13 protein-coding genes and 1 CRISPR repeat array (1 of these 14 cut by a window edge) are annotated in these 16,448 nt (G+C 75.1%); of the genes, 8 read left to right on the top strand and 5 right to left on the bottom strand.

Annotated elements, in window-relative coordinates; genetic code table 11:
* Nucleotides 1–541: direct repeats of the CRISPR family, unit length 29 nt; unit sequence GTCCTCCCCACGCACGTGGGGGTGCTCCG; it reaches 1,196 nt to the left of the window's first position.
* A 422-nt stretch (nt 542–963) separates the two neighbouring features.
* From AB0C17_RS00275 to AB0C17_RS00260, 4 genes are read left to right on the top strand one after another with little or no spacing between them, the layout of a single operon-like run.
* The gene (locus AB0C17_RS00275) at nt 964–4,149 is read left to right on the top strand and encodes an FtsX-like permease family protein (protein ID WP_357476095.1); all 3,186 of its coding nucleotides are present in this window, start codon (nt 964–966) and stop codon (nt 4,147–4,149) included.
* Entirely contained in the window at nt 4,146–6,875 is a 2,730-nt protein-coding gene (locus tag AB0C17_RS00270; RefSeq protein WP_357476093.1) for an FtsX-like permease family protein, read from the top strand. Before AB0C17_RS00275 ends, AB0C17_RS00270 begins: the two co-directional genes overlap by 4 nt.
* A gap of 1 nt (nt 6,876) precedes the next feature.
* Entirely contained in the window at nt 6,877–7,866 is a 990-nt protein-coding gene (locus AB0C17_RS00265) for an ABC transporter ATP-binding protein (RefSeq protein ID WP_357382725.1), read from the top strand.
* Complete coding sequence (locus tag AB0C17_RS00260) at nt 7,866–8,591, top strand: ABC transporter ATP-binding protein (RefSeq protein WP_357382727.1); 726 nt, start codon at nt 7,866–7,868, stop codon at nt 8,589–8,591. The genes AB0C17_RS00265 and AB0C17_RS00260 overlap by 1 nt, the downstream gene beginning before the upstream one ends.
* A 47-nt stretch (nt 8,592–8,638) precedes the next feature.
* Here AB0C17_RS00260 and AB0C17_RS00255 read toward each other — a convergent pair whose 3' ends face one another.
* A complete protein-coding gene (locus AB0C17_RS00255; RefSeq protein WP_357382729.1) occupies nt 8,639–9,091 on the bottom strand; it encodes a GNAT family N-acetyltransferase in 453 nt (150 codons plus the stop codon).
* A gap of 47 nt (nt 9,092–9,138) precedes the next feature.
* Nucleotides 9,139–10,287 carry a helix-turn-helix domain-containing protein gene (locus tag AB0C17_RS00250; protein ID WP_357382731.1) on the bottom strand — a complete coding sequence of 383 codons (1,149 nt, stop codon included), beginning with the start codon at nt 10,285–10,287 and terminating at the stop codon, nt 9,139–9,141.
* Nucleotides 10,288–10,459: 172 nt separating this feature from the next.
* Here AB0C17_RS00250 and AB0C17_RS00245 point away from each other — a divergent pair, with 172 nt between their 5' ends.
* A complete protein-coding gene (locus tag AB0C17_RS00245) occupies nt 10,460–11,734 on the top strand; it encodes a YncE family protein (RefSeq protein WP_357382733.1) in 1,275 nt (424 codons plus the stop codon).
* Between the two features lie 44 nt (nt 11,735–11,778).
* Here the strand turns inward: AB0C17_RS00245 and AB0C17_RS00240 are convergent, their stop codons facing one another.
* Complete coding sequence (locus AB0C17_RS00240; RefSeq protein WP_357476090.1) at nt 11,779–13,383, bottom strand: alpha/beta hydrolase; 1,605 nt, start codon at nt 13,381–13,383, stop codon at nt 11,779–11,781.
* A gap of 19 nt (nt 13,384–13,402) precedes the next feature.
* The gene (locus AB0C17_RS00235) at nt 13,403–14,515 is read right to left on the bottom strand and encodes an ATP-dependent DNA ligase (RefSeq protein WP_357382737.1); all 1,113 of its coding nucleotides are present in this window, start codon (nt 14,513–14,515) and stop codon (nt 13,403–13,405) included.
* Between the two features lie 136 nt (nt 14,516–14,651).
* Here AB0C17_RS00235 and AB0C17_RS00230 point away from each other — a divergent pair, with 136 nt between their 5' ends.
* Both AB0C17_RS00230 and AB0C17_RS00225 read left to right on the top strand, forming a co-directional pair.
* Nucleotides 14,652–14,864: a hypothetical protein gene (locus AB0C17_RS00230; protein WP_357382739.1), complete on the top strand. Its 213-nt coding sequence runs from the start codon at nt 14,652–14,654 to the stop codon at nt 14,862–14,864.
* Between the two features lie 121 nt (nt 14,865–14,985).
* Nucleotides 14,986–15,408: an SRPBCC family protein gene (locus tag AB0C17_RS00225; protein WP_357382741.1), complete on the top strand. Its 423-nt coding sequence runs from the start codon at nt 14,986–14,988 to the stop codon at nt 15,406–15,408.
* On the opposite strand, the gene AB0C17_RS00220 is transcribed toward AB0C17_RS00225, so the two are convergent.
* The gene (locus tag AB0C17_RS00220) at nt 15,383–15,871 is read right to left on the bottom strand and encodes a GNAT family N-acetyltransferase (RefSeq protein WP_357382743.1); all 489 of its coding nucleotides are present in this window, start codon (nt 15,869–15,871) and stop codon (nt 15,383–15,385) included. The two genes, AB0C17_RS00225 and AB0C17_RS00220, sit on opposite strands and share 26 nt — an antisense overlap.
* A 46-nt stretch (nt 15,872–15,917) precedes the next feature.
* Between AB0C17_RS00220 and AB0C17_RS00215 the strand changes: the two genes are divergently transcribed.
* Nucleotides 15,918–16,448 (top strand): DUF1990 domain-containing protein, encoded by a 531-nt coding sequence (locus AB0C17_RS00215; RefSeq protein WP_357382746.1) that lies wholly within the window; start codon nt 15,918–15,920, stop codon nt 16,446–16,448.

Raw genomic sequence — 16,448 nt, 5'->3', positions numbered from 1 at the left:
TGCCGAGCTGATGGATCTGCGGCCGTCCTCCCCACGCACGTGGGGGTGCTCCGCTCGTGAGGCTCGCCCGACGCCGCGACCAACTGTCCTCCCCACGCACGTGGGGGTGCTCCGCCTCAACCGCTTCCGGCCGCCGCCGAAACTGGGTCCTCCCCACGCACGTGGGGGTGCTCCGTCCCCGCCCTTGTCCAGGCCCTCCTGGAAACCGTCCTCCCCACGCACGTGGGGGTGCTCCGTACCAGGCGCGACGACTATCGACGGGCGCATCGTCCTCCCCACGCACGTGGGGGTGCTCCGCATGTTGATCTGCCACAGACCGTAAGAATCGTGTCCTCCCCACGCACGTGGGGGTGCTCCGGACGACCTCATGAACCGCGCCGACGCGCGCGGGTCCGCCCCACGCACGTGGGGGTGCTCCGCACCACATCGAGCGGGACGCGGCGGCGGCCAGGTCCTCCCCACGCACGTGGGGGTGCTCCGGACGGCGACCCCGTGCGGACGTGGCCCAAGGTGTCTTCCCCATGCACGTGGGGGTGCTCCGGGCTTGGGCGAGTCCGCCGAGAAGTAGGCGCCATCCTCCCCACATGAGTGGGGGTGTCAGCGTGCCGGCAAGGGCAGGGTGACGTCCGCGTTGCCGGTGCAGGGCGATAGGTGTCCGTCGCAGCCCGCACACCACAGGCCCGGCCCTTCTGTGGGATGGACCGTCCGACCGGCTCCAGACCGAAGCCCTGAAGGACCCGGCGCACGCCACGCCGGTCCTGGCTCTGTCGGCCTGGAGCAGCCACCAGGGCACGTGCACCTGTCGACACCAGCGGTCACGCCGTAACAGACCCTACGGTCGCTCCCTCGGTTCGGGGCGGCGTGCGGTTGGCCGATAACGATCATGTAACGGGCGCGAACCTTTTGGTGGGTGTCACTGCTCTCTCTCGGCATCGGCCCGCCGGGGCCAGGAGAGGACGTCGGATGAAGCTGGTGTGGAGGCGGGCGGTAGAGGCCCGAGGGCTGCTGCTCGCCGCCGCTGTCGCGGCACTCGTCGCGGTCGCGCTCGTCACCGGGCTCTCCGACTACAACCGCCGGGCGGTCGAGGCGGGCGCCCGGGCGGTGCTGGACGCCGCTCCGGCGGAGGAGCGCAGTCTGCTGGTCAGCGGTTCCGGTGGCGCCGACGCCGCCGCGTTCGCCGAGCGGGACCGGGCGGTACGGGAACAGTTCGCGAACGGGCTCGGCGGCGCCCCGGTCACCGTGGCCGCGACCCGCTCCGGGACCGGCCGGGAGCTGACCGGTGACGTGGGCGCCGCCCGCACCGACGACGACCCGATGTTCGCCAACCTGGCCACGCTCGACGACCTGCCCGCGCACGCCGAGCTTGCCGCCGGGGCGTGGCCGGTGCCGGGCAGCGACCCGTTGCAGGTGACGTTGCCGGAGAAGGTGGCCGCGCAACTGAGCATCGAGATCGGGGAGCGGGTGCCGCTCTACGACAGGGGCGCGGAGCGCGCCGGCACCGTGGTGGTCGTGGGCACGTGGCGGCCCCGGGACGCGACCGAGGCGTACTGGCGTCTCGCCCCGGGGGTGGGGGAGAGCCAGGGCGACGCGGCGGTCACCTCGTACGGGCCGTTCGCGCTGGACCCGGCTGACTTCGCCCGTACCTTCACGGGTTCCACCTCGGCGGCCTGGCTGGTCGACCCGGACCTGGTGGCGGTCGAGCCGGCCCGGCTGCCCGCCGTGACGGCGGCGCTGGACGAGATCACCGGGAAGCTGCCCGACGCCACCGGGCTGGGCTCGTCGGCGCAGCAGGTCAGCCACCTGGACCGGCTCGTCGACCGGCTGAGCCGGGCCGATCTGGTGGGCCGGTCGGCGCTGCTCACCCCGCTGCTGCTGATCGTCGTGCTCGGCGGGTACGCGCTGGTGCTGGTGGCCGCCCTGTTGAACGAGGACCGGCGGGCACAGACCGCGCTGCTGCGGGCCCGGGGCGCCGCCCGGGGGCAGATCGCCGGGCTGGCCGTACGCGAGGCGACGCTCGTGGTGGCACCGGCGTTGCTGCTGGCCCCGGCGCTGACCGGGCAGGCGATCCACTTCCTGGGCGCGGACCTGGGGCTGGCCGACGGCGACCTGGCCCGGGTGTGGCTGGTGGCGGTCGGCGCGGCGACCGGCTGCCTGCTCGCCATGGTGCTGCCGGCGATGCGTCGGGCCGGCACGTACGTCGCGGACATGGCGTCCCGGTCCCGCCCCTCCCGGGGAGCGGCGGCGCAGCGGGCGAGCGTGGACATCGCGCTGGTGGCCCTCGCCGTGCTCGCCTGGACCCAGTTGCGGCAGTACTCGTCGCCGCTCGCCGGCGCGAACGGCAGCCTCGGCATCGACCCGCTGCTGGCCGCCGCGCCCACCATCGGCGTGCTGGCCGGCGCGGTGATCGCGCTGCGGCTGCTGCCGCCGACCACCCGGATCGCGGAACGCTTCGTGGACCGGCGGACGTGGAACGCCACCATGTTCGGCATGTGGCAGGCGGGCCGCCGCCCGCACGCCGGCCCGGTGCTGCTGCTCGCGCTCGCCGTCGGCGGCAGCACGCTCGCCTGGTCGCTCGTCGCCTCCTGGGAACGCTCGCAGCGCGACCAGGCGCAGCACACGGTCGGCGCGGACCTGCGGCTGACCGAGCGGGACGGCACCGCGCCCGCTGACCGGGCCGCGCAGCTGGCCGCCGTACCAGGCCTGGACCGGGCGCTGCCGGCCTGGCGCGACGACGTACGGGTGGGCCGTGAGGCCCGGCCGGCGACTGTGGTGGCGCTTGACACCGCCGCCGCGAAGGGGATGGTCCGCCTCGACGACACCGGCGGCGACGCGTCCACAGCCGCGCTGCTGGACCGGCTCGCCGCCGGCCGGACCGCGCCGGTCGGCGGCGTCCTGCCGGCCGGGGCGAAGACATTCGCCGGCACCGTGCGCACCCCGGTCGAGAGCATGTTCGACAGGCCCCGGGTGGTGGTGACCGCGCTGTTCGTCACCGACGCCGGGGCCACCTGGCGGGTGCGGCTGGCCGAGGCCGGCGGCGACGGGAAGCCGGTACGTTTCTCCGTGCCGCTGCCCGACAGCGGCGGCGCCCCGCTGCGCCTGGCCGGCTTCGAGGCCGACGGCGGCGACGCCACCGGCAGCTCGTACCGGCTGCTCCTGGACGAGCTGCGGCTCACCGACGCCGCCGGGGCGGTCCTGCCGGTGCCGGTGGAGGGGTCGTGGCGGGTGATCGACCCGGGCTCCGGGCCGCGCGGCACCGCCAAGGCGAGCCCGACCCGGATCGACGGGACGCAGGGCTTCGACGTGCCGGCCGGGCTGTTGCAGTTCGCCCGGGTGCCCTCGTCCCGGTTCGCGCTGGTGCCGCAGGCGCCGGACCGTCCGGTGCCGGTGCTCGTCACGCCGGGCGTGGCCGCCGCGATGAGCGTCAAGACCGGCGACACCGTCAAGCTGTCCGTCGCCGAGGTGACGCTGGAGGTCACTGTGGTCGGCCAGGTCGCCGCGATCCCGGGCACCGGCGGCGAGGGCGTGCTGCTGGACCTGCCGGCCGCCACCACCCAGCTCCTGGAGCGCAGCGGCGGCGTCCGGCCGGTGGCCGAGTGGTGGCTGGGCACCACGCCCGGCGGGCACGCCGCCGCCGCTGACGCGCTCGCCGCGACCGGCGGCACGGTGCTGCTGGACCGGCGGGCGGTGGCCGCGGAGGCCGCCGAGGATCCGTACTGGCAGGGTGCGCGCACCGGCCTGCTGGCCGCCGCGCTCGGCTCGGTGCTGCTCGCCCTGGTCGGCCTGGCTGTCGACGTCTGGGCCACCACCCGGCGGCGGCTCACCGAGTTCGCCGTGTTCAACACGCTCGGCGCGAACACGCGGCTGCTGGCTCGCGCGTACCTCGCCGAACAGACGTTCCTGGCCGCGATCGGCGTCGGCGTCGGGCTGCTCGTCGGCGCGCTCGTCGCGGCCACCATGGTGCCGCTGGTGATCCTCACCCCGGCCGCCGGCCGCCCGGTGCCCGAGGCGGCCTTCACAGTGCCCTGGGTGCCGATCGGGGCGACTGCCGCCGGGCTGCTGCTCGCCGCGCTCGCCTTCGCCGCCCTCATCACCACCGGCATCCGCCAGCGGGTCGCCGCCGTGCAGCTCCGGATCGGAGGAGAACGATGAGCCTTCCTGGTGCCGCGCGCCGGGTCCGCGCGTACGGGGGGCAGTTCCTGCTGCTCGCCGTCCTGACCCTGGTGACCGCCCTGCTGATCACCGGGGTGCCCCGGGTCGCCGACCGGCTGACCGGGCAGGGGCTCACCGAGTACGTGGCCGGTCAGCCGGTGGCCCGCCGGGACCTCACGTACAGCACCGCGCCGGACGCTGTGCCGGCCTCGGCCCAGCCCGTCGTCGCCAGCCGGGGAAGCCAGCTCGCGGCGATCGAGGAGAAGATGCCCGCCGAGGTACGCGACACGATCGGCGAGCGCTGGTTCGCGGCGCAGACCGTGCCCGGACGGCTGCGCGGCCCGACGCTCAGCGCCGACAAGGGACTGATCGACGTGCATCTGCGCGCCGGCACCGGGATCAGGGAGGCGGCCACCCTTGTCGACGGGCGGTGGCCGGAACGTCCCGTCGCCCCGGCCCGTACCGTCGAGGTGACGCTCGCCGAGACGATCGCCGGCACGCTCGGCGTGACGACCGGCGACCGGTTCCTGCTCCTGATCCTCGATCCGGACGGCAACGTGCTGAAGTCCCTCCCGGTCCAGCTGGTCGGCGTGTGGCGGCCGAACGACCCGGCCGACGGCGTCTGGGACACGCTGCCGTCGATGCTGAAGCTCACGCCGCCGGAAGGCGACGGCAAACCGTTCGTGGGCGTCGCCTACACCGCCGACGGCGGCGTCGACGAGGCCGCCGCGACCGGCTGGCCGGTGAGCTTCGGCTGGCGCTACCGGATCGCCCCGGAACGGCTCGAACCGGGCCGCCTCGACGAGCTGATCGCCGGGGTCGACGGGCTGAACCGCGCCCTGCCCACCGAGGTCACCGTGACGCTCAGCCAGGGCGTGGACATCCCGCTGCGGCGCTTCGCCGACTCGCTGGCCGCCGCGCGTACCCTGCTCGCTGTCATCGCCGCCGGGCTGCTCGCCACGCTGGCCGGGCTGACGCTGCTCGCCGCCCGGCTGGCCGCGCGCCGCCGCCGCGCCGAGTTCCACCTGATCCGGGCGCGCGGCGGCTCGACCGGCGCGGTGCTGCGCCGCGGCCTGGCCGAATCGCTGCTGGTGCTGCCGGCCGCCGCCGGGATCGGCTGGCTGCTCGGCGGGCTGCTGCCCGGCGCCGGGGCGTCGTGGTACTGGGTGGTGATCGCCGGGCTCCTGGCCACGCTGCTGCCGCCGCTCGCCGCGCTCGCCGTGGGCCGCCGGGCCGGTGGCCGCGCCGACCTGGGCGGCCGGTCGCCCGCCGTCCGGCTCACCGTCGAGGTGGCGGTGCTCGGGCTCGCCGTGCTCGGCGCGTTCCTGCTGCGCCGCCGTGGGCTCACCGCCGGGTCGGTGGACCCGCTGCTGGTGTCCGTACCGGTGCTGCTGGCGATCGCGGCGGCGCTGCTGGCGCTGCGCGCGTACCCCTGGCCGTTACGGCTGGCCAGCCGCGTCGCCGCCCGGGCGCGCGGCAGCGTCGCCTTCCTCGGCACCGCCCGCGCGGGCCGGGCCGCGACCACCGGGCCGCTGGTCGTGGTGGTGCTGGCCGTCGCCACCGCCGCGTTCTGCGGCGTGGTGGCGACCGGCATCGAGACCGGCCGGGACACCGCCGCCGCCCAGGCCGTGCCCGGTGACCTGCTGGTACGCGGGGAGCGCTTCACGCCGGACACGGCCGGGGAGCTGGCCGCGCTGCCCGGGGTACGCGCTGTCGCGCCGGTGCTGACCATCCCGGCCGAACGCCCCTACGCCGACCAGGCCGGGCGTCCCGCCCCGGTCACCGAGCTGCGCGTGGTGCTCGTGGACGGGGAGCGGTTCGCCGAGGTGGCGCGGCAGGCCGGCGTACCGGTGGACGTGCCCGACCCGGTGCGGGCCCGCGCCGACGGGAGCACGCCGCTGCCGGCGCTGGTGTCCCCGGCGGTGGCCGGGGACCTGGCCGACGCCGGGCTCGCCGACGCCCGGGGCGAGCGACCCGCCTGGCTGGACGTGCAGGGTAACCGGCTGCCGGTGCGCACCGCCGCCACTGTCGACGGGTTCGCGCTCGTGGGCGAGGGCGTACGCCGGTTCGTGGTGCTGCCGTGGCCGGCGTTGCCGGCCGACGCCCCGCACCAGCTCGCGCCGACCGGTTTCGTGCTCGCCGGCTCCGGCGTGGACCCGGCCGAGGTGGACCGGGTCGCGGGCGAGGGACAGCGACGCTACCTGCGCATCGGCGGCGTCGACGCCGGGGACCAGGCCCGCGCGCCGGAGGTGACGACCAGGTCGGCGGTCCGCGCCGACCTGGGCGGCACCGGCGTGAACGGCCTGCTGGTGTTCGGCTTCGCCCTCGGGGCCGGGGGCGGCGCCGTGCTGGGGCTGCTCGGGCTCGCGCTCGCGGTGCTCGCCGGGGCCCGTTCGCGCGGGCAGGTGCTGTCCCGGCTGCGCACCATGGGCCTGTCCCGCCGGCAGTGGCGCGGACTGCTCATGGTGGAGCTGACCCCGCTGGTGCTGGTGTCGGTGCTCACCGGAGCGGTGGTCGGCGCGTTGCTGCCGCTGCTGCTCACACCGGTGCTCGGACTGCCCGCCTTCACCGGCGGCGTGGACGTGCGCCCGGGTTTCGAACCCGGCCTGGTGGCCGGGGTGTCGGTGCTGGCCATGCTGGCCCTCGGTTTCGCGATCGCCGTGGAAGCCGTGAACAACCGCCGGTTGCGCCTCGGTGAGGTGCTGCGGCTCGGAGAGGAGAGCTGAGATGACCGCGACCGCCGAGGCGTCCGTACCGGATCTGGCGTCCCTGCAACAGCGTGCCGCCGAGCGTGCCGCCGAACGGGCCGGCGGGCGGGACCGGCTGCGCGGGCACATCGTCTGCGACGGTTTGGTGCGCATCTTCAAGACCGAGGGCGTCGAGGTCTTCGCCCTCCAGGGCCTCGACCTGGTGATCGACAGGGGTGAACTGGTCGCGATCGTCGGTGCCTCCGGCTCCGGCAAGTCGACGCTGCTGAACATCCTGTCCGGCCTGGACACCCCGACCGCCGGCATCGCCCGGGTCGCCGACTACGACCTGCTGTCGCTGTCGAACAAGCGGAGGCTGGCGTACCGGCGGGACGTGGTCGGGTTCATCTGGCAGCAGACCGGCCGCAACCTGCTGCCGTACCTGACCGCGCTGGAGAACGTCGAGCTGCCGATGAAGCTGGCCGGGCGGGCCGGCGGGCGGCGCAAACGGCGGGAGCGGGCCCGTGAGCTGCTGGAGATGGTGGGCGTCGGCTACTGCGCGGACCGGCGGCCGGGCCAGATGAGCGGCGGCGAGCAGCAGCGCTGCGCGGTCGCCGTGGCGGTGGCGAACGACCCGGAGATCCTGTTCGCCGACGAGCCGACCGGCGAGCTGGACGAGGCCACCGGCGCGGAGGTCTTCGCCGCGCTGCGCACCATAAACGCCGAACTTGGCGTCACCATCGTGGTGGTCACCCACGACCACGCCGTGGCCGGCCAGGTCCGCCGTACCGTCGCGATCCGCGACGGCCGGACCGCCTCCGAGGTACGCCGGACCGCGCGCGTCACCGCCGACGGCGGCACCGAGATGGTCAGCGAGGAGTACGCGGTGCTGGACCGCACCGGCCGGATGCAGCTGCCCGCGCAGTTCGTGGAGGCGCTGTCCCTGCGCGACCGGGTTCGGCTCAACCTGGAACCCGACCACGTCGAGGTGCGCCCCGGCGACCGGGCGCACGCCGAGGAGAGTGAGTGATGACCGACCAGACCGAGGTGCTGCCGGCGGCGCCGGTGAGCGCCGTCGAGGACGTGGTCCGGGTCGAGGGGGTGAGCCGCACCTTCGGCAAGGGGGAACACGCCGTGCACGCCGTGCGGGACGTCTCGTTCACGGCGGGACGCGGCGAGCTGGTCGCCGTCCGGGGCCGTTCCGGCGCCGGCAAGACCACGCTGCTGAACCTCGTCGGCGGCCTGGACCGGCCGGACGCCGGGCGGATCCGGGTGGCCGGGCACGACGTCACGGGGGCCGGCGAGCGGGAACTGCTGGCGTTGCGCCGGGGCACCGTCGGGTTCGTGTTCCAGACGTTCGGGCTGGTGCCGATCCTGTCCGCCGCGGAGAACGTCGGGGTGCCGCTGCGGCTGGCGAAGGTGCCGGCGGCCGAACGGGAGCAGCGGGTGGCGGTCCTGCTGGAACTGGTCGGGCTGGGCGGGCACGCCGCGCAGCGCCCGTACGAGCTGTCCGGCGGGCAGCAGCAGCGGGTGGCGGTGGCGCGGGCGCTGGCGAACGAGCCGGACCTGCTGATCGCCGACGAGCCGACCGGTCAGCTCGACTCCGAGACCGGCCGGTCGATCATGGACCTGCTCCGGGCGGTGGTGCACGCCCGGGGCATGACCGCGCTCGTGGCCACGCACGACCCGGCGCTGATCGAGCTGGCCGACCGTACGCTCACGCTGCGCGACGGCCGGCTGGTGCCGGAGGACTGACCCGGGGTGCCGGGCCGCTCGCCTTCGGGTGGCGGCCCGGTGCCGGATCAGAGCGCCAGCTTCATGCCCTCGTGGCTGGCCACGAAGCCCAGGTCACGATAGAACCGGTGCGCGTCGGCGCGCTGCTTGTCGGTGGTGAGCTGCACCAGCGCGCAGCCGTGCTCCCGGGCCCGGTCGATCGCCCAGCGCATCATCGTCCGGCCCAGCCCACGGCCGCGCCGGTCGGAGCGGACCCGCACCGACTCGATCAGGCACCGCTGCGCGCCGTGCCGGCCCAGCCCCGGGATGTACGTGAGCTGGAAGCAGCCCACCAGCTCCCCGCCGTCGTCGGCGACGATCAGGTGGTTACGCGGGTCGGCGTCGAGGTCGGCGAAGGCCCGCTCGTACGCCTCGTCCACCTCGGGCAGGTCGCGGGTGCGGCCCAGCACGTCATCGGCGAGCAGCGCGAGCACGGCGGGCAGGTCGGCGCGGACCGCCTCCCGGAAGATCACCTCGGTCACCGGGCCAGCCTGGCACAGCGCCGCGCCCCGGTACGGCCCGGGCGGCGTCAGCCGACGTCCAGCCAGCTCCGCAGCGCCCACCACCAGTGCACGGTCTCCGGCACTGTGCACCGGGCCCCCTCCTCGACCGGTGGCCCGCCGGTCAGCTCCCGCAGCCGCCGCAGCCGGTAGCGCACCGTGTTCGGGTGGACGTGCAGCTCGGCGGCGGTCTGGTCGAGCCGCTGGCCGTGGTGCAGCCAGGCGAGCGCGGTGACTGCCAGCTCCCGGTGGAAGTCGTCGGCCGGGTCGAGCGCGCCGAGCAGGCTCGCCCGCAGCAGCTCGGCGAGCAGCGGCTGGGCGGCGAGCGCGGTCTCCCCGGCCAGGTCGGTGACCTGACGCAGCCCGCGCAGCCGGCGGTCGGTCGCCGTGGCCAGCGCCGCCAGGCAGAGCGCGTACATGTCGGGGGCCCGCGCCAGCGGTTGCGCGGGCGCCACAAGTGTCAGCACGTCGGCCGGTACGGCGTCGGGCGGTCGCGGCAGCAACCCGGCCAGCCGGTCCTCGACCGTGCCGAGCAGGCCGCCCCGCGTGGTGAGCTGCCGGTGCAGCGTGTACGCCCGGACCGGGTCGGGTGGCGCGGCGACCAGGCAGTGGTAGCGCCCGTCCGGCCGCAGCCCGAACCGGGTCAGCTCGGCCGTGGACAGTCCCGCCGGTCCGTCGCGCAGCAGCCGCCGCAGCAGGTGTGTCCGGGCCGCCGCGCCGGTGCGTACCAGTTCCCGCTCCGCGCCGCGGTGCCCGTCGACCACGGCCCGCTCCACGGCCGCGGCGTACCGGCCGATGGTGAGCAGCCCTTCCAGCAGCACCTCGTCCGGGATGCCGGCGGCCCGCCCGTGCCGGACCACCAGCTCCACCGCCCGGTCCCGCCCGGCCTGCACGCCGCTCAGCAGGCCGGCCACCGAGACGCCCTGCGCGGCCCGTTCCGCGCCCAGCCGACGGGCCTCGGTGAAGTCGCGTCCGGCCGGGTCCTCGCGGCGTTCCAGCGCGCCCAGGCCGCTTGTCAGCAGCAGCACGACCTGGCGGCGTACCTCCTCGGCGGGAAGCCGGGCCACCTCGGGGGAGTCGGCGCGGGCCGCCCGCGCCACCTCGTCGACGGCGGCCGGATCGGCGGACAGGTCGCGCAGCAAGGCCCCGAACGTCGGGGCCTGTCCGGTCCGGGTCATCGGCACCCCGCCGCCCTCCGTTGTCGACGCGGCACAACCGGGCCGCGCGGACGTTGGCGTCGGATCCCTAGCCCCGGCGGGCGGCCGGTTGCTCTCCTGGTTGTTACCGCAAGGTAACACCGCTCGCGCCACTGAGAAACGTCGATGCCGTACCGGCTGCCAGGAGGCGTCCATGACCCCCGTGCCACAGCACCCGTCCCGTACCCGCCGCCGCGCCGGCCTGGCCGTGCTGGCCGCGCTCGCCCTGATCGCACCGGCGCCCCTGGTGACGGTGCCCGCGCCGGCCGCCGCCGCGGTCACGCTCCAGGAGGTGATGTTCGTCGGCAACAACTGGGACGGCACCGCCGACGTCATCAGGTCCCGCGGCGACTACGCCAGGCTCGGCCGGATCAACGTGATCCCGGACCGCGCCGCCCGACTGCGCGAGATCTACCTCAACCCGGTCAAGCTGGCGTTCTTCCTCGGCATCCGGCAGGGCCCCGGAGAGGGCCACGACCAGCTCATCGACGACATGTACACCACACCGGACGGCACCGCGCTCGTGGTGTCCCGGCCCAGCTTCGCCGACGTCGTCTCGATCGACCTGGCCACCGGCGCGCTGCGCTGGCGGTTCCCGGTCTCCGGCTACCGCGCCGACCACATGGCCGTCTCACCCGACGGCACCCGCGTCGCGGTCTCCGCCTCCACCTCCAACACGGTGCACGTCCTCGACATCCGCACCGGCGCGCAACTGGGCTCGTTCGGCGCCGGTGACAAGCCGCACGAGAACATCTACACCGACGGCGGCACCCGGCTGTGGAACATGTCCATCGGGGAGGTCAACACCGACCTGGACGCGCCGTGGCTCGACTGGACAAAGGGCGACCGCCGGATCACCGTCGCCGACACCAGCACGTACCAGGTGGTCAAGGTGATCGACATGCGCGACCGGTTGGACGCCGCCGGCCGCAAGGACCTCTCCGACGCGGTCCGTCCCGCCGTGTTCACCCCGGACGGCAGCCGGCTCTACTTCCAGGTGTCCTTCTTCAACGGCGTGGTCGAGTACGACGTGGCCACCGACCGGGTCACCCGCGTCGCCACGCTGCCGAAGAACCCGGCCACCAGCGAGGACCGCACCACCTGGGTAAACGACTCCCGGCACCACGGCCTGTCGATGAGCCCCGACGGCACCCGGATCTGCGTCGCCGGCACCATGGACGACTACGCCACGGTGCTCGACCGGGCCACGCTGCGCGAGGGCCCGCTGGTGCCCGCGAGCAAGCCGTACTGGGCCACCGTCAGCGGGGACGGCCGGGACTGCGTGATCTCCGAATCCGGCGCGGACCAGGTCACCGCGATCAACTTCGCAACCGGGCAGAAGGTCGCCAGCGTGCCGGTCGGCGACCACCCCCAGCGCGTGCGCGTCGGGCACATCCCGCAGGGCTGGACGCCCCCGGCCGCCGGCTGATCACGCCCGTGGCCGCCGGCTCGCTCACGCCGCCGGCCGCGCCGTCACCGGGCGGGGCAGCGCAGCCCCTCCCGGGGGACGGTGAGCGAGATCAGGTACGCGTCGACGGCAGCCGTCACGCACGAGGTCTGCGGGTAGGCGGTGTGCCCCTCGCCCTCCCAGGTGAGCACCCGTCCCACACCGAGCATCGACGCGAGCGCGGGCGTCTGCTCGTACGGCGTCGCCGGGTCGCCTGTGGTGCCGACCACGAGGATCGGCGGGGCGCCGTTCGCCCGGCCGGTCGGGTACGGGTCCCGTTCGCCGGGCCACTCCACGCAGCCCAGCATGCCCATCGCCAGGGCGGCGCCGAACAGCGGGTATTTCTGCCGCCACTGCGACTGCAACTGGCGGACCTGATCGAGGGTCGGCTTCTCGGTCTCGTCCGCGCAGTTGACCGCCAGGTTGGCGTCGAACAGGTTGGAGTAGTGCCCGTCGGGCTCGCGGCCCGCGTACGAGTCGGCCAGCTTGAACACGCCGTCCGGGTCGCCGCCCTGCAGGTCGTCGATCGCCCGGGCCAGCTCCTGCCAGCCCTGCTCGGTGTAGAGGGAGGAGATCACCGCGTAGAAGATCCAGCCGGCGGTGGCCTCCCGGCCGCCCTGACCGCGTACCGGAGAGGTCCTCGCCTTGTCGATCTCGGCGGTGATCGCGCCCCGGGCGTCCGGGGCGATCGGGCAGCCGCCGGCGTTCGTCGCGCACCACTTGGTGAAGTTGTCGAACGCCCGCTCGAAGCCCTTCGCCTGGCTCTCCGACCCGGCGATCAGCTTCTGCTGCGGGTCGACCGCGCCGTCGAGCACCAGGGCGCGCACGCGCTGCGGGTAGAGCTGCGCGTAGGTGGCGCCGAGCAGCGTGCCGTAGGAGTAGCCCAGGTAGGTCAGTTTGTCGTCGCCGACCGCCGCGCGGACCGCGTCCATGTCCCGCGCGGCCTGCTCGGTGCCGTAGAGCGGGAGCTGGTCGCCGTACTTCGCGCCGCACCGCTGGCCGATGCGCCGGTTGAGGTCGACGAAGCCGTCGAACGACGACTGGCTCCGCGGGTCGGGGTCGTAGCCGAAGCTCGCATCGAGGTCGGCGTCGGAGATGCACTTGACCGGGCTGGACCGGGCCACACCGCGCGGGTCGAAGCCGACGATGTCGAACCGGTCCGTGATCGCCGTCGGCAGGCCGCCGAACGCCGGACCGAAGGAGAGGTAGACGGCGGTGTCGACACCGGAGGCCCCGGGACCGCCGGGGTTGACCACAAGCGACCCGATCCGGTCGCGTTGCTTGGTCGAGCGTGCCCGGATCAGCGCGATCTCGAACGTCTCGCCCGCGCCCGGCCCGGCGGTCGCGCCGGTGGTGGCCCCGGTGCCCCAGTTGCGCGGCACGGCGATCCGGGCACACTCGTAGCGCATGTCCGTCGCGCCCCGGCCGACCAGCTCGTCGGGCACCTCCGGGCAGGCCCGCCAGTTCGCGGCGGCCCCCGGCGGGGCGGCCTCGCCCTCGCTCTCGGCGCGCGGAGCGAACGCCGGCAGCGTGCATCCGGCGGTGAGCACCACCGCCGCGACGAACGCGGCCAGGACGGGCCGGAACCGGCGGGTCCGGTCGGGGAAGCGTGTCACGTCGGCGCCTTCCATGATCGTGTCGACGGTCAGGCTACGCCCGGCCGCGGGCGTCACCGACCGTCGCCGCCGGATCGCCGCGCAGCACCTCGTCGACGTCGTAGCGGATCGGGCGGTCGAGCTGGCCGTAGTCGCAGGAGCGGGGATCGCGGTCGGGGCGCCACCGCAGGAAGCGGGCGGTGTGCCGCAGCCGGTCGCCCTCCATCGCGTCGTACGCCACCTCGACCACCAGCGCCGGGCGCAGCGGCTCCCACTCCAGGTTCTTGCCGCCGGTCCACCGGCTGACCCCGCCCGGGATCCGCTGGCCCCGCTCGTGGTCGCCGTGCACCCACGGGTGCTCGTCGCCGACGTCGCGGCAGGGCTCCAGCTCGTCGAGCAGCTCCTTGCGGCGGGCCATGGTGAACGAGGAGCTGACGCCGATGTGGTGCAGCACGCCGTCGTCGTCGTAGAGACCGAGAAGCAGCGAGCCGACCACCGGCCCGGACTTGTGCCAGCGGAAACCGGCCACCACCGCGTCCATGGTGCGCGCGTGCTTGACCTTGAACATGAGCCGCTTGCCCGGCTCGTACGGCAGGTCGGCCGGCTTGACGATCAGCCCGTCCAGCCCGGCGCCCTCGAACACGTCGAACCAGCGGCGGGCCGTCTCCGGGTCGGTGGTCACCTGGGTCACGTGCACCGGTGGGCGCACCCCGGACAGCGCCTGCTCCAGCCGCTCCCGGCGGCGGGGGTAGGGCTGCTCGGTGAGCAGCTCGTCGTCGATCGCCAGCAGGTCGAACGCGACGAAGTCGGCCGGGGTCGTCTCGGCCAGCAGCTTCACCCGGGAGGCGGCCGGATGGATGCGCTGGGCCAGCAGCTCGAAGTCGAGCCGCGGCTGCCCGCCCGGCCCGTCCCGCCGGATCACGATCAGCTCGCCGTCGACCGCGCACCGGGGCGGGAGCTGCCGGCGGGCCTGCTCGACCACCTCGGGGAAGTAGCGCGTCATCGACTTGCCGCCCCGGCTCGCCAGCTCGACCTCGTCGCCGTCGCGGAACACGATGCAGCGGAAGCCGTCCCACTTCGGCTCGTAGGTGAGGCCGTGGTCGGTGGGCAGCTCGGCCACGCTCTTCGCCAGCATCGGCTCGACCGGAGGGTTGATCGGCAGGTCCACGGCGACCAGTCAACCAGACCCCACCGACAGTGGTGAGGCAGATCACCGCCGGTCGTCGGGCGGCGTGTCCCGTCCCGGCCGTGTTCGTCACCGCCGCCCGAATGGTGAAACCGCAGGTCAGAGCTACCGTCGCGGCGTGCCGGAGTGGAGTTGCGGATGCTGCGGGCGCTGGCGGGTCAGCGTCGAGTTGATCCGTGGCCGCTACCGCTACCGGCTGGCGCACCGCTACCCGCCCGAACGCGGCGGCGGCGTCAATGTCCTGGGCGAGGTCGGCTCGGTCACCGAGCTGGAACGCCTGCTGACGCGGTACGCCCCGGTCACCCTGGCCGACCTCCACGAGGCCGCCTGACCCCCACGAGGCCGCCTGACCCCCACCCGCTCCCCGTCGGCCGGGGTCGCCCGGAGCAGGGCGGCGCGGGGTGGGGCTCGGGCATAGGCTGAGGGGACCGTCCACGGGGGAGGGAAAGCCCATGCGGTTCGCCGAGTCCGTCGAGATCGCCGCCGACGTCGAGCGGGTCTGGGACGTGCAGAGCGACGTCGAGCGCTGGCCGGAGTGGACGCCCTCGGTCACCGCCGCGCGCCGGCTGGAGCCCGGTCCGCTGATCCTCGGCTCGACAGCCCGGCTGGAGCAGCCACGACTGCGCCCGGCGGTGTGGCGGGTCGTGGAGATCTATCCGCCGTACTCGTTCGCGTGGGAGTCGGCGAGTCCCGGCGTGCGCACCCGTGGTGAGCACCGGCTGATACCGCTGGAGGACGGGCGGACCCGGGCCGAGCTGGTGCTTGTACAGACCGGTCCGCTGGCCTGGCTCGTCGGGCTGCTCGGCGGCTCGACCATGCGCCGCTACCTGCGCCAGGAGGCGGACGGCCTCAGACGCCGCTGCGAGCAGGACTGACCGTCTTCTCCAGCACGGCGAGGCGGTTGCCGTTCTCGTCCGGCCGGTGCGCCACCACCCGGTAGCCACGGCCCGCGTACAGGGACAGGTTCGCCGCGCTGTCCGCGCCGGTGAACAGCGCGAACCGGGTCACCCGGCCGGCGCAGGCGTGCTCGACGGCGTCCAGCAGCCGCCCGCCGACGCCCCGGCCCTGCTGGTCGGGCGCGACCGAGAGGCGGCCGACGTGTGCGGTGCCGCCGTCGACGCGGGCGCGTACCGAGCCGACCAGGCGGGTGCCGCACCGGGCGGCGAGCACCACGTCCGGGCCGGTGAGCGCGGCCCGCACCTCGTCCAGCGTCTCGGTCAGCGGGGGCAGGAAGACGTCGCGGTAGCGCTGCGCCTCCACCAGGTACGCGGCACGCTGCACGGTGAGGATCTCCCCGGCGTCGGCGAGGCCGGCGGGGGCGATGGTCACGTCGGTCACCGGCTCAGCTCACCACAGCCCGCCGGGGCGGCCGTACCCTGGCGGGGTGTTCTCCACGAGCGAGGGGGTGACCGGCGTGCCGGAGCTGACGTACCCGGAGGTGGGCGCGACCCGCGACGGCGGCCTGCCGGCCGGCTACCACCACCTGCGCCACCGGGTCCGGCTGCCGGACGGCGGATTCCCGCTGGCGGCGGACGCCGTGCTGGGCTGGCGGCTGCACCGCGCGGCCGGCGTGGTGATGCGCGCGGACGCGCCGCGCGCCGCCCCCGGGGTGCGGGTCACGCCGGGCGTCGGTGTCGGCCCGGTGCGGCTGTGGGGCCCGACCGAGGTGGTCTGGACGGTGGACGAGCCGGACCGGGCCGGGTTCGGCTACGGCACGCTGCCCGGGCACCCGGAGGTCGGCGAGGAGGCGTTCCTGGTGACCCGGGGCGCTGACGGCGTCTGGTTCGAGGTGACCGCGTTCAGCCGCCCCGCCCACTGGTACGTGCGGGCCGGCGGGCCCGTCGTGCTGGGATTCCAGCGGTTGTACGCCTGGTGGCTGGGGCGGACGCTGCGGCGGCTGTGCCGGCGGAGCTGA

This window comes from Micromonospora sp. NPDC048887 (assembly GCF_040649715.1).
Lineage (GTDB): Bacteria > Actinomycetota > Actinomycetes > Mycobacteriales > Micromonosporaceae > Micromonospora.
This window is presented reverse-complemented; position numbering and strand designations above follow the sequence as displayed.